12 protein-coding genes are annotated in these 17,785 nt (G+C 54.9%); 6 read left to right on the top strand and 6 right to left on the bottom strand.

Features of this window, described 5'->3' with window-relative positions; all coding sequences use genetic code 11:
- Positions 1-642: 642 nt before the first annotated feature.
- The 3 genes from OFAG_RS05980 to OFAG_RS14295 all read left to right on the top strand — a co-directional run bounded on the left by OFAG_RS05980 (position 643) and on the right by OFAG_RS14295 (position 5,751).
- Positions 643-1,962, top strand: coding sequence for an AAA family ATPase (locus tag OFAG_RS05980; protein WP_005877282.1), 1,320 nt, complete (start codon positions 643-645; stop codon positions 1,960-1,962).
- 4 nt (positions 1,963-1,966) lie between these two features.
- Complete coding sequence (locus OFAG_RS05985; RefSeq protein ID WP_005877281.1) at positions 1,967-2,572, top strand: hypothetical protein; 606 nt, start codon at positions 1,967-1,969, stop codon at positions 2,570-2,572.
- Between the two features lie 644 nt (positions 2,573-3,216).
- Positions 3,217-5,751: an autotransporter outer membrane beta-barrel domain-containing protein gene (locus OFAG_RS14295; RefSeq protein ID WP_231371674.1), complete on the top strand. Its 2,535-nt coding sequence runs from the start codon at positions 3,217-3,219 to the stop codon at positions 5,749-5,751.
- A 508-nt stretch (positions 5,752-6,259) separates the two neighbouring features.
- Here the strand turns inward: OFAG_RS14295 and OFAG_RS14445 are convergent.
- From OFAG_RS14445 to OFAG_RS06025, 3 genes are all read right to left on the bottom strand, one after another.
- Positions 6,260-8,626 (bottom strand): PatB family C-S lyase, encoded by a 2,367-nt coding sequence (locus OFAG_RS14445; RefSeq protein WP_020994943.1) that lies wholly within the window; start codon positions 8,624-8,626, stop codon positions 6,260-6,262.
- Between the two features lie 41 nt (positions 8,627-8,667).
- Positions 8,668-9,603 carry a cysteine synthase A gene (gene cysK, locus OFAG_RS06015; RefSeq protein ID WP_020994944.1) on the bottom strand — a complete coding sequence of 312 codons (936 nt, stop codon included), beginning with the start codon at positions 9,601-9,603 and terminating at the stop codon, positions 8,668-8,670.
- A gap of 277 nt (positions 9,604-9,880) precedes the next feature.
- Entirely contained in the window at positions 9,881-10,345 is a 465-nt protein-coding gene (locus OFAG_RS06025; protein WP_005877270.1) for an RrF2 family transcriptional regulator, read from the bottom strand.
- Between the two features lie 1,058 nt (positions 10,346-11,403).
- Between OFAG_RS06025 and OFAG_RS12800 the strand changes: the two genes are divergently transcribed.
- Together OFAG_RS12800 and OFAG_RS06050 are read left to right on the top strand one after the other, a co-directional pair.
- The gene (locus tag OFAG_RS12800) at positions 11,404-11,631 is read left to right on the top strand and encodes a hypothetical protein (RefSeq protein ID WP_005877265.1); all 228 of its coding nucleotides are present in this window, start codon (positions 11,404-11,406) and stop codon (positions 11,629-11,631) included.
- A gap of 785 nt (positions 11,632-12,416) precedes the next feature.
- A complete protein-coding gene (locus OFAG_RS06050; protein WP_231371675.1) occupies positions 12,417-13,103 on the top strand; it encodes a tetratricopeptide repeat protein in 687 nt (228 codons plus the stop codon).
- 246 nt (positions 13,104-13,349) lie between these two features.
- Here OFAG_RS06050 and OFAG_RS13750 read toward each other — a convergent pair whose 3' ends face one another.
- A complete protein-coding gene (locus tag OFAG_RS13750) occupies positions 13,350-13,508 on the bottom strand; it encodes a hypothetical protein (protein WP_155979185.1) in 159 nt (52 codons plus the stop codon).
- Between the two features lie 244 nt (positions 13,509-13,752).
- Positions 13,753-14,625, bottom strand: coding sequence for a tetratricopeptide repeat protein (locus tag OFAG_RS06055; protein WP_005877259.1), 873 nt, complete (start codon positions 14,623-14,625; stop codon positions 13,753-13,755).
- A 438-nt stretch (positions 14,626-15,063) separates the two neighbouring features.
- Here OFAG_RS06055 and OFAG_RS06060 point away from each other — a divergent pair, with 438 nt between their 5' ends.
- The gene (locus OFAG_RS06060) at positions 15,064-15,921 is read left to right on the top strand and encodes a tetratricopeptide repeat protein (protein ID WP_051347004.1); all 858 of its coding nucleotides are present in this window, start codon (positions 15,064-15,066) and stop codon (positions 15,919-15,921) included.
- Positions 15,922-15,928: 7 nt separating this feature from the next.
- Here OFAG_RS06060 and OFAG_RS06065 read toward each other — a convergent pair whose 3' ends face one another.
- The gene (locus tag OFAG_RS06065; RefSeq protein WP_147617686.1) at positions 15,929-17,203 is read right to left on the bottom strand and encodes a hypothetical protein; all 1,275 of its coding nucleotides are present in this window, start codon (positions 17,201-17,203) and stop codon (positions 15,929-15,931) included.
- Positions 17,204-17,785: the final 582 nt, after the last annotated feature.

The raw sequence follows: 17,785 nt of genomic DNA on the forward strand, positions 1-17,785 counted from the left end.
TACGGCGCTGTTTTCCGGGGGCGGGACGCCTGCCGTTTTTCCGTTTGCCTCTTCCCCGTTTTTGTTTTCCGCTTCTCCCATTCCTTTTTTTCGCATGCAACTGAGGGTTTTTCTTTTTTTGTTCTGCTAATACTCATTTCTGTATTTTTGGCTTTTTTTAACCGCATGATTTTTATCGGTTTTTTTGTTAAGTTGCCTTGGCGTGAAGAAGGCGGGCAACGGTGTCGCCCGCGGACGGTTTTCCGTTTTCGTCTGTTTTTCCCTGAAATTTGATAGACTTACGCTGTTCTCTTGTCGAAATGGAAAGAGTGGATGGGTCTGTTAATGAGTATTAACAGACCTTGACCGGATGGCGGGTTTCGTCTTTTCCGCACAACATCATTTTTTGCGGGTTTCCCCGTTCGGGGAAGCTTCTTTCGCCGGGCGGATTTTTGCGGCGGATTTTTTCCCGGCCTCAAAAAAAACGGCAAATCCGGGAGGCGGCAACTGCCGCGTTCCTGTCATGACCGCTGTGGCAGGGCGCGATTGCCGGCGCGGGACGGGAGGGAATGACGCCGGAACGGTTTTCATCGGGTATACTGACCGGATCGCAGGGGTTTGCGGACGGCTTTTGGCCATTCCGTTTTCTGAAAGGAGGCTTGTGTGCTGTCTTCGTTTTCGATTCGCAATTTCCGCTCCATTCTCGATATGACGGTCAATTTTTCCTTTGCGGAAAAAAAGGCGCCGGCCGGGTTCCGGGAGTCGGATACCGTTTTTTTCATCGGGTCCCAAAAGAACGGGCGGCTGGTGCCGGCGCTGGCCCTGTACGGCTCGAACGCTTCGGGCAAATCGAATGTCCTGATGGCGCTGGGGACGTTCAGGGAATGCGCGGTTTCCGGTGTAGAGGGCAAGTTCCATCCCAACAAGCTGCATCCCGGTTTACGCCCGACGATGTTTGAGGCCTCGTTTGTCCGTGACGGCAAACGTTTTGTCTATGCCATCGAGTATGACCGGGACGAATTCCTGAAGGAATCGCTGATGCTGGACAATACGGTGCTTTTTGCGCTGGAAGCGGAACGCCATTATGTCGATCCGGTGGCGACGCCCGCCTATCCGGCCGCGCGGCTGGAAGAGATTTTCCGGGTCGAGTGCAGTACGCCGCAGGGCAAGCAGACGGCGTCGTTTCTGTCGGTGATCGGCAAGCGTTATCCGGGATTGAATCCGCTGGTGACGGCGGTTTATGATTTTTTCAATGACGGGATCGTGGTGTTAAGCGAAAACAGCATTCATATTTCGCGCGGCGTGGATAGGCTGGCTGGCGTGCTGGAAAAGGCGGACGATCCCGACCCGTTAAGGAACGCGTTTGGACGGATTACGGAATTGCTGGAAAGTCTGGATATCCAGATCAACCGGATGGAACTGAACCGCAAACGCATGCGGCTCGACCGCGACGCGCGCGCGCGGAATTATCTGGATGTCGATCCCGAGTTTCTGACTTGCCTGACGAGTTTCGAGAAGGAAGGCGAGAATATCGTGTTAAATACCGACCGTATCCGCTCGTTTCATCAGGATGCCGAAGGCAAGGAGGTCGAGTTCGATTTCATGACGGAAGAGTCGAGCGGCACGCAGATCGTGGCGGGACTTCTGGGCGTTTTTCTGGCGGCGCTGGAAAGCGGCGGGGTGGTGGCGGTCGATGAGCTGGATCGCTCGCTTCATCCGCTTTTGCTGATCGAGATGGTGCGCCTTTTCAAGGACAGGCGGTACAACGACCGGGGAGCGCAGCTTGTTTTCACGGCGCACAATACCGATATCCTGGACGCGAATCTCTTGCGCGTGTCGGAGGTGGGGATCGTCAGCAAGACCTTGCGGGACGGTTCGGTGATGACCCGGATTTCGGATTTCCGCCATGTCGGCAATATCGCGAATTTCAGGAAACAGTATCTGACCGGCCGTTTTTCAGGCATTCCCTTTCCTTATATCTGAAACAATGGGCAAAAAGAAACGCAAACCGCTGACCGAGACGGTGGTCGTCATTTGCGAGGGCGCTTCGGAATATGTTTATTTGCAGGAGATAAACCGTTTTTTCCGCGAACACAAAATCCGGCTCGCCTTTGCCGCCAGGGTGATCGGCAGCGGTGTTTACAAGGCGGCGGTGAACCGGTACCGCGACGTTCGCCGCGAACTGAAAGACGCCGAGATCGTGATCTGGGTGGATCGGGACATTTATCTGCACAGCCAGAAAAAGCTCTATGAGAACAAGCCCGATACGGTGCCCGATTTTCTTTTTTCCCGCATGAATTTCGAGGATTTTCTCGCGCTGCATATGGATCGGCGGACGTTGATGAAATGGCAGGCGGTCTGCGAGGAACACCACCATTTTTCCGAACCGCTGCCGTCCGGGATTTATTTGCCGCTTTACAGGGTGGCCTGTTTTCCCGCTTACAAAAAGGGCAAGCTGCCTTTTAAAATCACCGATGAGACACTGGGGCGTCTTTTCGCCAACCTGAAACGCAAGCAGGTGCGCTTCAAATGCGATTTCGGCACGTTTCTGGAAGAACGGATGCGGATTGTGGAACAGCAGGATGAGGAGTGAGGGACTGCCCGTAAAGGGGGTGTTCTGTCTGCATGTCCGCTTCTGTTCAGGTGAAATCGCCACAGGGCAGGGCTGTTCCCGATAAACGAAAGGGTGTACAGGACAGGTTCCCGTGTCAGGCAGAATCGGTTTCAGGCAAACACAGCCGTTTTCCGGTTGGGCGGAAAGGAACGGGAAGCACATCGTACCGTCAGCGGGAAACGGGTGGAAGACCGGCGCTTTCATGTATCGCCATGCAGGCGGAAGGTCTCATGACTGGCCGGCGTATGACCGGTGTTGTGCAGGCGATACACCGTTCGGGAACGGTCAATGTCCGGCAATAACCGTTAACGGATTTATTTCTCATGCCACCCATACCGTGAACCACAGCGCCAAGTTTATCAAAAACAAGGGAAAAAACCGGAAGACCGCGGATTTCCCCTTTCCTTTTTTTCCGGACTGATTGACGGCATTTATCAGAATGGAAAATAAAAACCCCATTTAAATCATATTGTTACTGAATTCCAAACATCCGTTAACGGTTATTAACAGACATTTGCGGTGTCAATCAGGTTGGGGGAGAAATGAACCGGATATTCAGGGTGTTGTTTGGCAGGACAAGCGAGATGAATGGGGTATGCGGGGAGACGGCGGAAAACCGGGGGATGCATCCGCTAAAAGCAACGGTAGCCATCACGGCGCTGGCGATGACGGGGATGGCCGGGGAAGCGGTCGCGGCGGTTTCATGGGTTGATGGGGAATACCTTGTTTCAGGCAAGGGGATAACGACACAGGAAGAAGCGAATGCCATTCATTTTTCCGGAGACGTAACCCTCATCAAAAAATCACCGGATTTATATGCTGGCCTGATTGGTGATGCCGGAAGCAAAACGGATGAGGCTCTTTCATTCGATGGGCAAAATCAGTCCGCGGTGTTTTCCACGGAAGGGGATACAAGAGGTGTCGGCGGGGTTATCGGTAGTGTGAACAATCCGGTCCGTTTTTTGAACTTCAGGGATCTGACTTTTAAAGCGAATACCGGTAATGTCATTAACGGCACGCAACTGAATATAGGTCAGTCAGGCGCATCCATAGACACCCTGAATATTCTGACCCATGAGAAATCCGGCGCGAATTACGCCTGGATAGTGTACGGGAAGTACGACGGAAACGAATGGCAGAAGGCGACCAGTCAGGTTTACAGCAAGACCGTCAATATTGGCGCATTCGATAACCCGGCCAGGTATGGTGTCTCGGCAGCCAATAAAGGCACACTGTATGTTGAATCGGAACAAACCCGGATTTATTCAAAAGGGGCTGCAATAAACGCGCAAAAAGATACGAAACTCACGATCAGGGCGCGAAAGGCAGACGGCAGCGGTCAATTGGGCCTTTATACGAACGATATTACCCTTCATGCTTCTGGCGGCACTCTGGAACTTGATGCGGATAAGCTTGAGGTGGTTTCTTCATATGAAGATTCACCCGCTGCACGGAATCTTGCCCTGTTTGCTTATAATGGGGCAACGGTAGATATCAAAGCCGATACGGCGACTTTCAGCACGGTAAACAATGCGACCGGTGAAAATGATGCAAATGCGTTTGTATTAAATTCGACAGCCGGTTCAAACGTCAGTATCACCACCCGAAAGAGCCTGACCATTAATGGCGGGATTGGTTCAGCGCTTTCCAATACGGATGGTGAAACGTATCCGGGATCATCACTGACCTTGACTGCTGACGGTGGCAGGATGACTGTCAACGGGGATATTCAAAGTGTCAACAGCTATGAGGCAGGGGAAAGTTTTAATCATCAGAGGATAAACCTTGTTGCCCGTTCCGGCGCCATTGTGGAGACTCATGGCGAAATCAGGGATAACGGTACTTCAGGAGTTGGCGGCGTTTCCATTGAGCTGGCGGATTCGACATGGAATGTCGGCGGGATGAAAAATAACCTGAACACCATCACAGGCGATCATGCCCTCATCAACAACCATGTCGATGCGCAGATACAGGTGGGGGAACTGAAAACAGAACAGGGAAGCATGACCACCTATAATACGGGCAGCGCAACGGAAGGCCAGTTGAAAATCGGGAAAAAAGAGGGAGGGCTGACCGTCCTGCTCGATAGCCGGGGCGTGGATGAACTCGGTGGAAGCAGCGCAGCGGAAGCGGCTGGAAAGCTGGCGGCCATAGCCGAAGTGGAAAGCGGCGACAAGGCTGTCACGTATGCCACTGAAGAAGGTTCGGTTATCGGAAAAATGGAAGTCAAAACCGATGCATCGGGCAATATTACCCGTGTATCGGAAGCCAAAAACACGGTCACCGACAGCCTGCAAAAAATCGGCGCGATGAACTTTTTAAGCTTCCGTGCGCAGACAAACGACGTATCCAGACGCATGGGCGATTTGCGCACGATGCCGCAAGCCGACGGAGCCTGGGCCAGAGCCATTGCGGGCCAAAGCGAATACAAAAGCATCCACAACACCTACCAGACCCTGCAAATCGGAGGCGACAAACGGATCGGCAACTTCTATGTCGGCGGAACCGCCAGCTACACCGATGGAGACGGCAAACTCCATAACGGCACGACCGACGACAAGAACTGGAACTTCGGAATATACGGAGGGTGGATAAACGACGACGGCCAGTACATCGACGTGATCGTCAAACGGCACAAACTGGAAACCGACTTCGACCTGCACAACACAAGCGGAACCGGCGTATCGGGAAGCTACGATACCTGGGGAACTTCCGCCAGCGTCGAATACGGATGGAGAGTCGGCATAGGCGGTACCCCCTACTACCTCGAACCGCAGGCCGAACTCATGCTCGGTCACCTGAACGGCGTCAACTACCGAACCGGCGCGGGAACCGACGTCAAACAGGAAGGAATCGACACGGCAGTAGGGCGACTGGGCCTGGCAGCGGGCTGGGTCAGTCCGGAAAAGAAGGGAAGTGCCTACATCAAGGCCAGCGTCCTGCATGACTGGGAAGGAGACGCGAAGACACGAGTTGGCAAAGGAAACATCAGCCGGAGCTATACCGAAGAAATGGGCGGCACCTGGGGAGAATTCGCGCTGGGCGGCACCTGGAACATCAACAAGAGCCTTGCGGCCTATGGCGAAGTGGAAACGACCGCCGGCAGCCCGGTCAGAACCACCTATCAGGTCAGCGGAGGCATCCGTTACAGCTTCTGATGGACCCGAAAGCGCTTTCCCGTCTGACGGAGAAAGCGGGCTTTTCCCTTTCCCCTGTCTTTTAAAAAAAGGCGGGGGTTTTTGTTTGGGCAGTAGCGGGCAAAGAGAAGGGAAAAGAAACGAAAGAATGCAAACGGGAAAACCGGAAAAAGCGGAGAAGAAGCGGCGGGGGATGCCAGTCAAACAGGCAGAGGGGAAAAGGGATTGAAAAGGAAAGGAAAAAACGGGAAATACACGGAGTTGTCCACAGAAAACGGGGATAAACGGGCCGGCAGGTAAAAAAGGGAAACACGGGAGGGCCGTTCGGGATGTCCGGTTTCCTGTGGCGGTAAAAATGGAAAGGAAAAAGCGGGAATGGCCGGGGAAGGTATGGTGCGGTCAGGCTTTTTCCGGGGTGCTTGGTGAAAACGGCGATGTGGCGGGCGATGAAAGGGGAAACCATGCCCCGGATGTTTCCGGAGGAACGGGGGAACCTCCGGAAAAAAGGGGATGGCCGGCATGAAAAACCCTAGCGGTGTTTCCGTTTTTTCAGCGCGGTCTCAAGCTGTTTTAGCGCCTGTTTCAGCCTGGCGGCCGGGCAGGCGATGTTGATGCGGGCGAATCCTTTTCCACCGGGGCCGAAGATTTCGCCGTCGTCCAGCCACAGACCCGCTTCGTTCACGATGAAGTCGTCCAGTTTCTTGCCCATCAGGCCGGTACCGGAAAAGTCGAGCCAGGGAAGGTAGGTGCCTTCCGGTTCGATCAGGTCAACGCCCGGCAGGCGTTCGGCAACGAATTGGCGCAGGATCGCCAGATTGCCGGAGAGATAGGCCAAAAGAGCGTTCAGCCATTTTTCGCCGTCTTCGTAGGCAGCCTGCGCGGCGACGAGGCCGGCGGTGTTCATCTGGCTGTAGCCGGTGGCGTCGATTTCACGCTGGAACTGGCGGCGGATCGCTTCATTGGCGATGAAGATGTTGGAGACTTGCAAGCCGGCGAGGTTGAAGGTTTTGCTGGGCGCGGTGCAGACGATGGCTTCCTGAAGGTATGGGTCGCCCAGCGTGCCGAACGGGGTATAAGTATGGCCCGGGAAGGTGAAATCGGCATGGATTTCGTCGGAAATGACGGTGACCTTGTGGGCATGGCAGATGTCGGCCATTGCCGTCAGTTCTTTTTTCGTCCAGACGCGGCCGACCGGGTTGTGCGGGTTGCAGAGGATGAAGAGCCGTACCCTGTTTTCGACGATTTTGCGTTCGAAGTCCGCGAAATCGACGGTGTAGCGGCCCTCCCGCAGGATGAGTTCGTTGTTGACGACTTTGCGCCGGTTGTCGCGGATGGAAGCGGCAAAGGGGTAATAGACCGGCGGCTGGATCAGGATGGCGTCGCCTTCTCCGGTCAGGGCGCGGATGGCGGCGCAAATGGCGAAAACGACGCCCGGGGTTTTGACGAGCCATTCTTCTTTCACGTTCCAGTGGTGCCGCCGGGCGAACCAGCCTTGCAGGGCGGAAAAGTAGCCGGGTTTGGGTTCCGTATAACCGTAAATGGCGTGTTCGGCCATGTTCCGGAGGGCGGCGGTCACAGCCGGGGGACAGCGGAAATCCATGTCGGCGACCCACATCGGGATGACGTTTTCCGGTTTGCCGCGCGCTTTGGCGAAGTCGAATTTGAGCGATCCGGTGCCGGTGCGGTCGATGATTTCATCGAAGTGGTAAGGGTCCGGACAACTGGAGGAGGGGCAGGCGGACGGGATATCCATGTCCATGGCCTGCGCCAGATCGGCGATCAGGTCGCCAGCGTTTTCCAGCCCGACCGAGAGGCGCAGCAAGCGGTTGGTGATGCCGCGGGCGTTGCGTTCGGCTTCCGGAATGGCGGCGTGCGTTTGCGTGGCCGGGTAGGTAATCAGGGTTTCGGTGCCGCCAAGGCTTTCGGCGAACCGGATGAGTCTGACGCGTTCGAGGATGCGGCGTACCAGTTTTTCGCCGCCGGCCGCTTCCGTGACCTCAAAGGAAATCATGCCGCCGAAGCCGGTGGCCTGTCTGAGGGATGTGTCATGTCCCTTGTGGCCGGGCAGGCCCGGATAGTGCACCTTGCCGACTTTCGGGCAGGCCGCGAGCCAGTGGGCGATCTGCCGGGCGGTTTCTTCCTGTTTTTTCAGGCGGACGGCCAGGGTTTTGAGACCGCGGGAGACGAGCCAGCTGTCGAAGGGCGCCAATGCCGCGCCGGTGGTCAGCCGGATGAATTTGAGTTTTTCGGCGACGATTTCCGAGTCGCAGACGAGTATGCCGGCGACGGTGTCGTTGTGTCCGGCGAGATATTTGGTCGCGCTGTGCAAAACGATATCCGCGCCGAGTTCGATCGGCCGCTGGAAGACCGGCGACAGAAAGGTGTTATCGACGATCAGGAGGATATGGTTTTTTCGCGCGATGCGGGCGATCGCCCGGATATCGGTGACGTGCATTAACGGGTTGGTCGGCGTTTCGATGAAGATCGCCTTCGTTTCGGGCCGCAACAGGGCTTCGACTTTGGCGGGGTCGGAAGTGTCGGCCCAGTCGAAAGTCAGGCCGTTTTTCATCGAGATGCGGGAAAAGAGACGCCAGGTGCCGCCGTACAGGTCGTCGGAGGCGACGATGTGGTCGCCCGGCGAGAACAGTTCCATCAGGGCGGTGGCGGCGGCCATGCCGGAGGTGAAGGCCAGCGCGGCCGCGCCGCCTTCGAGTTCTGTCATGGTCGCTTCCAGCGCGTCGCGCGTCGGGTTGGTGTCGCGGGTGTAATCGTAGCCGGTGCTTTTGCCCAGTGCCGGATGGGCGAAAGTCGCGGTCTGGTAGATCGGGGTCGAGAGGGCGCCGCTTTTGTCGGTGTCCGCTTTCCCCGCATGGATACAGAGGGTTTCCAGTTCCATTGATCGTCTCTTTTTCGTTGTCCTGATGGGTCAGGTTTCCGTCACGCGTCGGGAAACAGGGCCGTTGAAAGGTAACGCTCGCCATTGTCGGCCAAAAGCGCCACAATGGTCTTGCCCCGGTTTTCCGGGCGTCTGGCCAGTTCGGTCGCCGCCCAGAGCGCCGCGCCGGACGAGATGCCGACCAGTACGCCTTCGGTGTGGGCCAGCTGTTGCGCGGCGGCAAAGGCCGCTTCGTTCGGTACCGGCAGGACTTCGTCATAAACGGCGGTGTCCAGTACGCCGGGGATGAAGCCCGCGCCGATGCCCTGTATCTTGTGGGGGCCGCTCTGGCCGCCGGAAAGGACAGGCGAGGAAGCCGGTTCGACGGCGACGACTTTGACGGCGGGATTTTTTTCTTTCAGGAAAGCGCCGGTTCCGGTCAGGGTGCCGCCGGTGCCGACGCCGGCAACGAAAATATCGACTTTTCCATCCGTATCCCGCCAGATTTCCGGGCCGGTCGTCGCCTTGTGGGCAGCCGGGTTGGCGGGATTGTCGAATTGCAGGGGAACGAAGCTGCCGGGGATGGATTCGGCCAGTTCCTGCGCTTTTTCAATCGCGCCTTTCATGCCTTTGGCGCCTTCGGTCAACACGAGGTCGGCGCCGTAGCCGCGGATCAGTTTCTGGCGTTCGACGCTCATGGTGTCGGGCATGGTGATGATGATGCGGTAGCCGCGGGCGGCGGCAACAGCGGCCAGGCCGATGCCGGTATTGCCGGAGGTCGGTTCGATGATTGTCGAGCCGGGCACGAGCTTGCCTTCGGCTTCGGCCGCGTCGATCATGGCTTTGGCGACGCGGTCCTTGACGCTGCCGGCCGGATTGAAGTATTCCAGCTTCGCCAAAATAGGGGTGTCGAGCGAGTTTTTGGCGGCATAGCGGGACAGTTCGAGCAGGGGGGTGTTGCCGATCAGGTCGGTGGCGCTTTTGGCGATGTTTGGCATGGTAGCTCCTTGATAATCAGTGAAATCGTTGACAGCATGAAAAACGGGAAAATGGCCGCGCATGGGCCGGCCGCTTCACATTCGGGAAAGCGGAAAGCGGCAACGGCAGAAAAGGGATGCGCGGACAGGAAAAAACGGCATTTGCCGTACCGGCAGAAGGGGCCGGTTTTCCGGAACGGGTTCACATCGGGCGGCGTCCCGAATGGAGGGAGCCGGAAAATGTCGGGTCATGGTTTTTCTTTCTTCGCTCGGTTAAAGGATATGTCTGTCGCGGCTTTCAAAAGCAGATGGGCAGTTGCCTGCCGGATTCATTCATGTCGGGGCAGGTTCCCATGCCGCGCATGTCCGCGAGCTCTTTCAGGTTTGTCGAGTTAAGGTAGTTCAAGACGACATGATGAAGGCCTTCCCAGAAGCGGACGGCTGTGCAGTTGGCGTATTGGGGGCATTCGTTCGGCGTCGTTTCCAGACAGGCCACACAGGCGAGATTGCCTTCGATGGGCCGGAGAATGTCGCCGATCGTATAACTTTCCGGCTGGCGGGAGAGTTTGTAGCCGCCTTGCGGCCCGCGGACGCTTTGGATCAGGCCGGCTTTGCCGAGCGCGGTCGCGATCTGTTCCAGATATTTGGGGGAAATGTGTTGCCGTGCAATGACGTCTTTCAGCGAGATATAGTTGCCGTTGCCATATTGCACCAGGTCGATCATGAAGCGCAGCGCGTATCGTCCTTTGGTCGAAATCTTCATTGTTTACTTTATCAGGCAGATTGTAACGTGAAGGTCTGGATTGTCTACAGGCATGATTTTACCTGTTTTGCCGTATTATACCCATTTCCTATGTATAAGGTAGGAATTTATGAAGAATGTTGGAAAATGGAAAATTTCCGGGTGTTTCCGGAAAAGGTCGAGGGGGAACTGGTCTGGTGTGCCGTTTCTGTCCGTTTCCGCCGGAGCGCTTTTCCCTTTGCGGGAAGGGGAGGAAAATGTTCCCGGCCTTTTTCCGGAAACCGGGTGGAAAAAAGCTTGTAAAAAGGGCGGGGGCTGGACTAAAATAAACATGCGGGGACTTGATGGACGGTTTCTCCGGAAACCGGAACCGATCGAAAACCCCATACGCGGCTTCGCCAGAGCCGCGTTTTCTTTTGGGCAAACGCGTTGCCTGTTTTTCCGTTTTTTCTTCTTTGCCGCCGCTTCCCGTTTTCTTTTCGCCTCTCGGCCGTTTGTCCGGCTGTTTTTTTCCTTTCCGCCCGCTTTGGCGGTATGCGGATGGGGTTTTGCGGCCGTATCCGTCTGGCAAGCGGATTGCGCCGCCGGTTTTTTCCGCGTTCGGCAAGCGTGCCATTTGGGCGGTTCGCTGCCGTTTTCCCTTTCCGACGGCCAGGTCGGGAGCCGGTTTTCAAGGGTCATGCCAGCCGGCGGAAAGCGGGATGGCCGTCTTTTTTCCATCCGGGACGTTGTTTTCCGGGGACAGGGCAGGCGATTGTGAGGCCGCGTTCCGAAGAGACGGCAGTGGGAAGAGCGGACGGCGGGAAAACGAAAGTTCCAGACAAATTAAGGGGATGCCCGCGCTCTGGCGGGCGTCGTCACCGCCGGGAAAACAGGGCAATAAAAAAAAGCTGAACAAACAGGTATAAAAAACTTTCTTGCCGGTGAACTGGAGTTGTTTTAAAACGTATCCCGCTGCCTTCACGCATCCTCTCCGGTGAAAACAATATGGCGGCATTGAGTTCAACATTAAACCTTAAAGGAGCGTTAGTTTCAAAAAATGGAGGAGAGAGAATTTTCAAAAAATCAAGGTACTTATAATGTCTACTCAAACCAAATCTCAAGCAGTCGGGGCATTCATGGCTTCGGTTTTCGTCTGTTTTATGGCGATCGGTGTTATTCTGGGCGGCGTATATGGCACGCAGCAAAAGGCGGAATTCAATCCGCTGCCTTATGCGCTGGGCAACGCGTATGACGCGGAGATGTTCCAGGCATTGAATACCCATCATGCCAGCTATGATATGGACGCGAATACCAGTCGTGCCTGATCCGGCTTTTTGAGTTCGGCCCGCATCGCGAGCGATGCGGGTTCGGCAAAAGCCGTTTTTTCTTTTTCTCCGTTTCCTGCCCTGACCGGGCTCTGCAACGGTTTGTTCCCGGTTCCTTCCTGATTTTCTGTCTGTGTTTTTTTCTGTACTGACGCCACTGTGACGTCGCTTGCCGCTTGTCGTCCTGTTGGCTGTTTTCCGGTTACCTGTCCGGAAAATGACGGCAGACCCGGAAGCGGTTTTCCTGCGTTATGGAAATCTCCGGTTTCGCGTCAGCGCAGGACGATTTCCTGTTTTCCCTTCCCGCAAAGGCCGGGCGTTTTTGCCGGACAGGTCAGCTTCGGCGATTGTTGTACCCCAAGGGGTCCCCGGAAGCCAGGCCCCCGGCTTCGGCGGGATCGCCGCGACGGTTTCTTCCGTTCTGGACGGGCTTTTGGCCGGCTATGTCGGTGAGGAAGTCGCTAAATGGGAGGGGGAACAGTTAAGCAAAATTAACACAAGCAAACGCTGATTTTTATAAATATTTTTAATAGCAAATCCGTTTTCAGGTTTGTTATTATATGAAGAGATTTGGAAAAACCCTTCTTTAATGAACCGTGCTTTTTTTCCTGCATTTATTAAATAAAAGAATCCATAAGCTCACTTATCTTTTTTGTGGGTTAGTGATTTCTTTTATGTTGCCTTCTTATGCACATGAAAATCCAAAATGCCTGAACTATTATAAAAATTATCAATATGGTAAAGCACTTGCCTGTTTCAAAGAATCTTCTACATCAGGAGATCCGGTGGTACAACGCAAATTGGGTTATATGTACCTTAATGGCCTTGCCGTTAAAAAAAACAGTTCAAAGGCAATGGAATGGTTTGTCAAATCGTCAAAACAGGGAAATGCGGAAGCACCTTTTGATATCGGAGTCATGTATCAAAACGGAAAAGGGGTGAAACAGGACTACAGAAAAGCTAAAGAATGGTATTTGATTGCAACTCAACGCGGTCATGCTGAAGCTGGAACCAATATCGGGTATCTTTATGAAAAAGGTCTGGGCGTTGCGCAAGATTGCTCACAAGCCAGAGAATGGTACGAAAAAGCCATGGCACAAGGCGATGTTTCCGCCATGATAAACCTGGGCAATTTATTTTATAAAGGTTGCGATGGCGAACAGGACAGGGTTCTGGCGTTCATGCTCTGCAAAAAGGCGGCCGAACTGGGTGACGCCTATGCCCAGTTCAATCTGGCCGAATTGTACCGCACCGGCCGCGTCACCTCGGAAAACTCCGGCAAGGCGCTTTACTGGTACCGGAAAAGCGCCGATCAGGGCACAGTCAAAGCCATGCGCAAGCTGGCGACGATCCATGACAGGGGCTGGCTGGGCCAGCCGGTCAACAAGCCGCTCGCCCGCGAATGGGAAAGAAAGGCTGATGCCGCCGAAGCGCGGCAACGACGTGAAGAAACGGAATCCGGTCCGGTTTGAAGCCGCATTATTGTTGGTTTGGCGGGGTATTGCTTGAAATGGGACGAGACAAATCCGCTTTCTTGCGGGTTAAACGACGTATCAGTTTCACGTGCACAGTCTGAAACAAAATCGCACACCGTAAAATCCGGATACTGACCCATCAACTCACTGGATTTCTCCGGTCGGGTTGAGCCGTCAACGGTATAAGCAAGCTCAACCGGCGGCATGTGGAGTTCGTCAAACGCCTTATGCATTTCAGGGATGTTACTGATTGAAGTAATCATCCGGCCACGGATGTTTGCGCAGTCCAGCCAATTCGTCATAATCGGCCAGCCGGAACCCGATATCGTGTGTTCCTCTGCTTGCCAGCAAGGCAGAGTACAGTAGAACAGGATAGGTAGCTGATCTACAGGTCAATGCCATCTTCCCTGTTTTGCCGTTGAATCGCCTTCCGATCCGGTCAGAGAAGAGCTATGGACAAATCCTGTTCCCGCTTTTGAAAACGCTTTCTGACAAGAGAAGTATTGCCCTTTCAAACGTTTGACTGACGACTTTTTCAGAAAAAACAGTTTTTGCAATGGAAAAATTCTGTCATCTGTTATCGGTCAGTGCCTCGTGTGTTTTCAAACGGCCTGTTCAGGCAGCCTATCTGCCAGAAAAAACAGGCCTAAGGCTCCATTTCCTCGCGTCGTTGCCGTGCTTCGGCGGCATCAGCCTTTCTTTCCCATTCGCGGGCGAGCGGCTTGTTGACGGGCTGGCCCAGCCAGCCCCTGTCATGGATCGTCGCCAGCTTGCGCATGGCTTTGACTGTCCCCTGATCGGCGCTTTTCCGGTACCAGTAAAGCGCCTTGCCGGGGTTTTCCGAGGTGACGCGGCCGGTGCGGTACAATTCGGCCAGATTGAACTGGGCATAGGCGTCACCCAGTTCGGCCGCCTTTTTGCAGAGCATGAACGCCAGAACCCTGTCCTGTTCGCCACCCAGCCCTTCATAAAACAAATTGCCCAGATTGACTATCGCAGAGGCATGGCCTTGTGCGGCAGCGCGGGCATACCAGAATCGGGCTTGTTCATAGCTTTGCTCTACACCATCGCCTTGCGCATAAAGGAGGCCCAAATAGTATTGAGCGTTTGCATATCCTTTGCTGGCTGATTTCAGGTGCCACTGTCGCGCTGTTTGATAATTCTGGGTAATGCCCTGCCCATTTCCATACATGACTCCGATATCGAACATGGCCTGTGCATTACCCTGTTTGGCCGATTTGAGAAACCAGTACAGCGCTTTTTCCGAATCTTTGGGCACAACGATCCCTTTCAGATACATGTAAGCTATATTCCGTTGAACTCTGGAGTTGCGTTGTGCATCGGGTTTGGAAAAGTATTGCCATGCTTTCTCAAATTGCCTGTCTTGATAATACTGAAGACCGGTTGAGGCATTATCAGCGTATGAAAGACGAAAAAAAGGCAAAACGGACAGGAAAAAAACAACGATAAAAAATCGGTGCTTTTTTAATAAAAAATGAAAATTCTTCAAAAATAGCATCCCCTTTTTCTTTCGTTTATCCACATTACCAAATAAATATGAATTTTTGAAGAGCTAATAATGGTTGTTTTGGTCTTGTTTTGGATAATTCTGTTTTAGCCATTCCCCCTCCCATTTAGCGACTTCCTCACCGACATAGCCGGCCAAAAGCCCGTCCAGAACGGAAGAAACCGTCGCGGCGATCTCGCCGAAATTGGGCGCGTAACGGCTGGGGAAAAGCCCCCCCCCCCCGGCACAAAACGCTCTGTCATCGCCGCGATCGCTCCGGCCGCAATGGACTGGGCCAGCAAGTCGTTTCCGGTTTAGTGGAAGAATGTGGGAGTCATGATGAATTGGAAAATGAATACGGTATTCCTCACTGACGGATAACGGATTTGTTATGATTGACTAACTATTCCCATTTTTTAATGACCATTGAAAATGCCTACCTCGTTTTATATGTCGAGTAAAACAGTCAAATGTCTTGTTTATTCTGCTTTTCTTTTTCTGGCAGTATTGATGACGGTCGCAAATGCGGACAATGTTTCAAAAGGCTTGATGTTCTATAAAAATAAACAGTATTCACAGGCGTTGACTTATTTGACCAGACCGGACGCACGGAAAAATCCGCAAGTGCAAACCACGTTGGGACGAATGTATTTTTACGGATTGGGCGTTAAACAGGATTATGCAAGAGCACTGGAATGGCACCGAAAAGCTGTTGAGCAGGGTTCAGCCAAGGCAGAGTATCGCATTGGAACGATGTATGGCTCCGGTAAAGGTTTACCTAAAGATTATAAAAAAGCCTTTGAATGGTATCTTAAAGCGGGCAAAAAGAACGATGAGGAAGCCCAGTACAATCTGGGTTACTATTTTCATTATGGATTAGGTATAAGGCAAGATTACGAACAGGCCCGGTTCTGGTATGCCCGGGCTGCCGCACAAGGCCATGCCTCTGCAATAGTCAATCTGGGGGTTTTCTTTTATGAAGGGCTGGGCGGCGAACGGGACAGGGTTCTGGCGTTCATGCTTTACAAAAAGGCGGCCGAATTGGGCAATGCCCGTGCCCAGTTCAATCTGGCCGAATTGTACCGTACCGGCCGCGTCACCTCGGAAAACCCCGGCAAGGCGCTTTACTGGTACCGGAAAAGCGCCGATCAGGGGACAGTCAAAGCCATGCGCAAGCTGGCGGTCATTTATGACAAGGGCTGGCTGGGCCAGCCGGTCAACAAGCCGCTCGCCCGCGAATGGGAAAGAAAGGCCGACGCCGCCGAAGCGCGGCAACGACGTGAAGAAACGGAATCCGGTCCGGTTTGAAGCCGGATTATTGTTGGTTTGGCGAATCGTCGATCAGCTTTTTCGCCTCCCATTCAGCGACTTCCTCACCGACATAGCCGGCCAAAAGCCCGTCCAGAACGGAAGAAACCGTCGCGGCGATCTCGCCGAAATTGGGCGCGTAACGGCTGGGGAAAAGCCCCCCCGGCACAAAACGCTCTGTCATCGCCGCGATCGCTCCGGCCGCAATGGACTGGGCCAGCAAGTCGTTTCCGGTTTTATCCAGGACTTGCCGGTGAATCTGTCCGGCCAGACGGTTCCATTCATGCGCCGTCCAGTAAATGGTGCTGCCCGGCAGCCTGCGCGACACGGCAATCAGGATAGCCGGTTCCACCACCGAACCCGACAAGGCGCTCATCTTTTCTTTCATTTCGTGAATCTGCTGGGCCGTCTTGTCCGGATATGAAAAGTCCTGCCGTTCTTTCTGATACGTGTCTTCCAGCCGCTTTTCCCAGTCCGCCAGATAGCGGGCGTCCGACTGCGCCTTGTCAAGCGGAGGCGTTCGGGCAAACCGGTCGGGGCGCTCGCTGGCCCGCTCGAAAACGGTCGCCTCATGATTGGGCCTCATGCCATTCAGAAACGACTGGCGAAGCGACTTGAAAAACGGCCGCGCATAATCGGGCCCCTTTTCCTGTTCCCACTGGTGCAAACGGGATAACTCGCTGTTGACGCGGGCGACCGCTTCCATACCCGACACGGGTGACGCGCTTTCCCGCATCTGCCGCCAGAGCAATGCCCCCGGCTGCCTGTCCGGATTGAACGCCATGTCAAAGGTCTTCTCCGGCACATCGTGCCGCGCGGCCTGCATGAGACGCACCGAGGGCGCATTGGCGAAATCGTGTTCTTCTTCCAGAGAGGACGCGACGGCTTTATGCTGTCCGGCCTGAAACAGGCGGGAAGACGCCTGATTGTCCGGATCGTGTTCTGTGCCGAGCGTATCGGCCGTTGCCTGCAAACCGGCGGCCAGACCGGACGGGTACGGTGGTTTGAGGGCGCGGGTACCGGAAATAGCCGGCGTAAAACCGCTCTGTGCCGGCGGGGAGGCGGCCGGCGTTTTCGGTGATGAAGGGGGCGTCAAGGCCTGTGTTTGCCCGAACGGCAGGGCATTACGTGCAGCCCGCGGGGGTTTGGCCGATCCGGACGCGCCCGGATCCGGCCGGGAAAAGTCGCCGTTTTCGTCACTGGCCCCGTCGCAGAGGCCGTCTTTTTGGAGCCGGGCCGGGTAGGGGGAAGCGGTCTTCCCCCATTCGATGCGGTCTTGCATGGGATTGTCCTTTATGAAAGCTGTTTGCCGGACGGCCGATCCCGTCCGGTTTTTATGTTCAGGGGCGCGCTGCCTGCGCGCTGTCCGTTTTAAAATAACACGACCTTTCATGGCTTCCGCACTTTTCTGGCACTTTTCTGGCAGGGAAAGACTTGTCGGGCTTTCTCTTTTGCGGTGGAAAAACGATGCACGGAAAGGAGACGGGGCCGGGAAAGCGCACGCATGGGCCATCTGCCGGTCAGGGACTGCCGGCCGGAAAACGGCACGCCAAGGGGGGCGTTTGCGGAAAGGTGTCTGTTGGACGGTGCCCGCTCTTTGCCGCCTTGTTATCGGGGTGTTCCTGCCGCTTGCCTGCGCAGGACGGTTTGGGCGAAAGGGAGGGACGTCCCCTGATTCAACCGGTATCGCTGCGCCGGTTAGGCTGTGCGGGTTTTGCCGGTGGCGGCTACGGGCAACACCCGAAAAACGCCTTCAAAAGGCGGGAGGGACTGCCGGTTCCGGTGAGATGAGCGGCTTGCCGCGTTGTATGGATGCGGCTGCCGCCGGCATGTTTTCTGGGGAAGCGTTCCGTTTTCATGGCGG

The organism is Oxalobacter paraformigenes, from assembly GCF_000158475.2.
Taxonomy (GTDB): domain Bacteria; phylum Pseudomonadota; class Gammaproteobacteria; order Burkholderiales; family Burkholderiaceae_D; genus Oxalobacter; species Oxalobacter paraformigenes.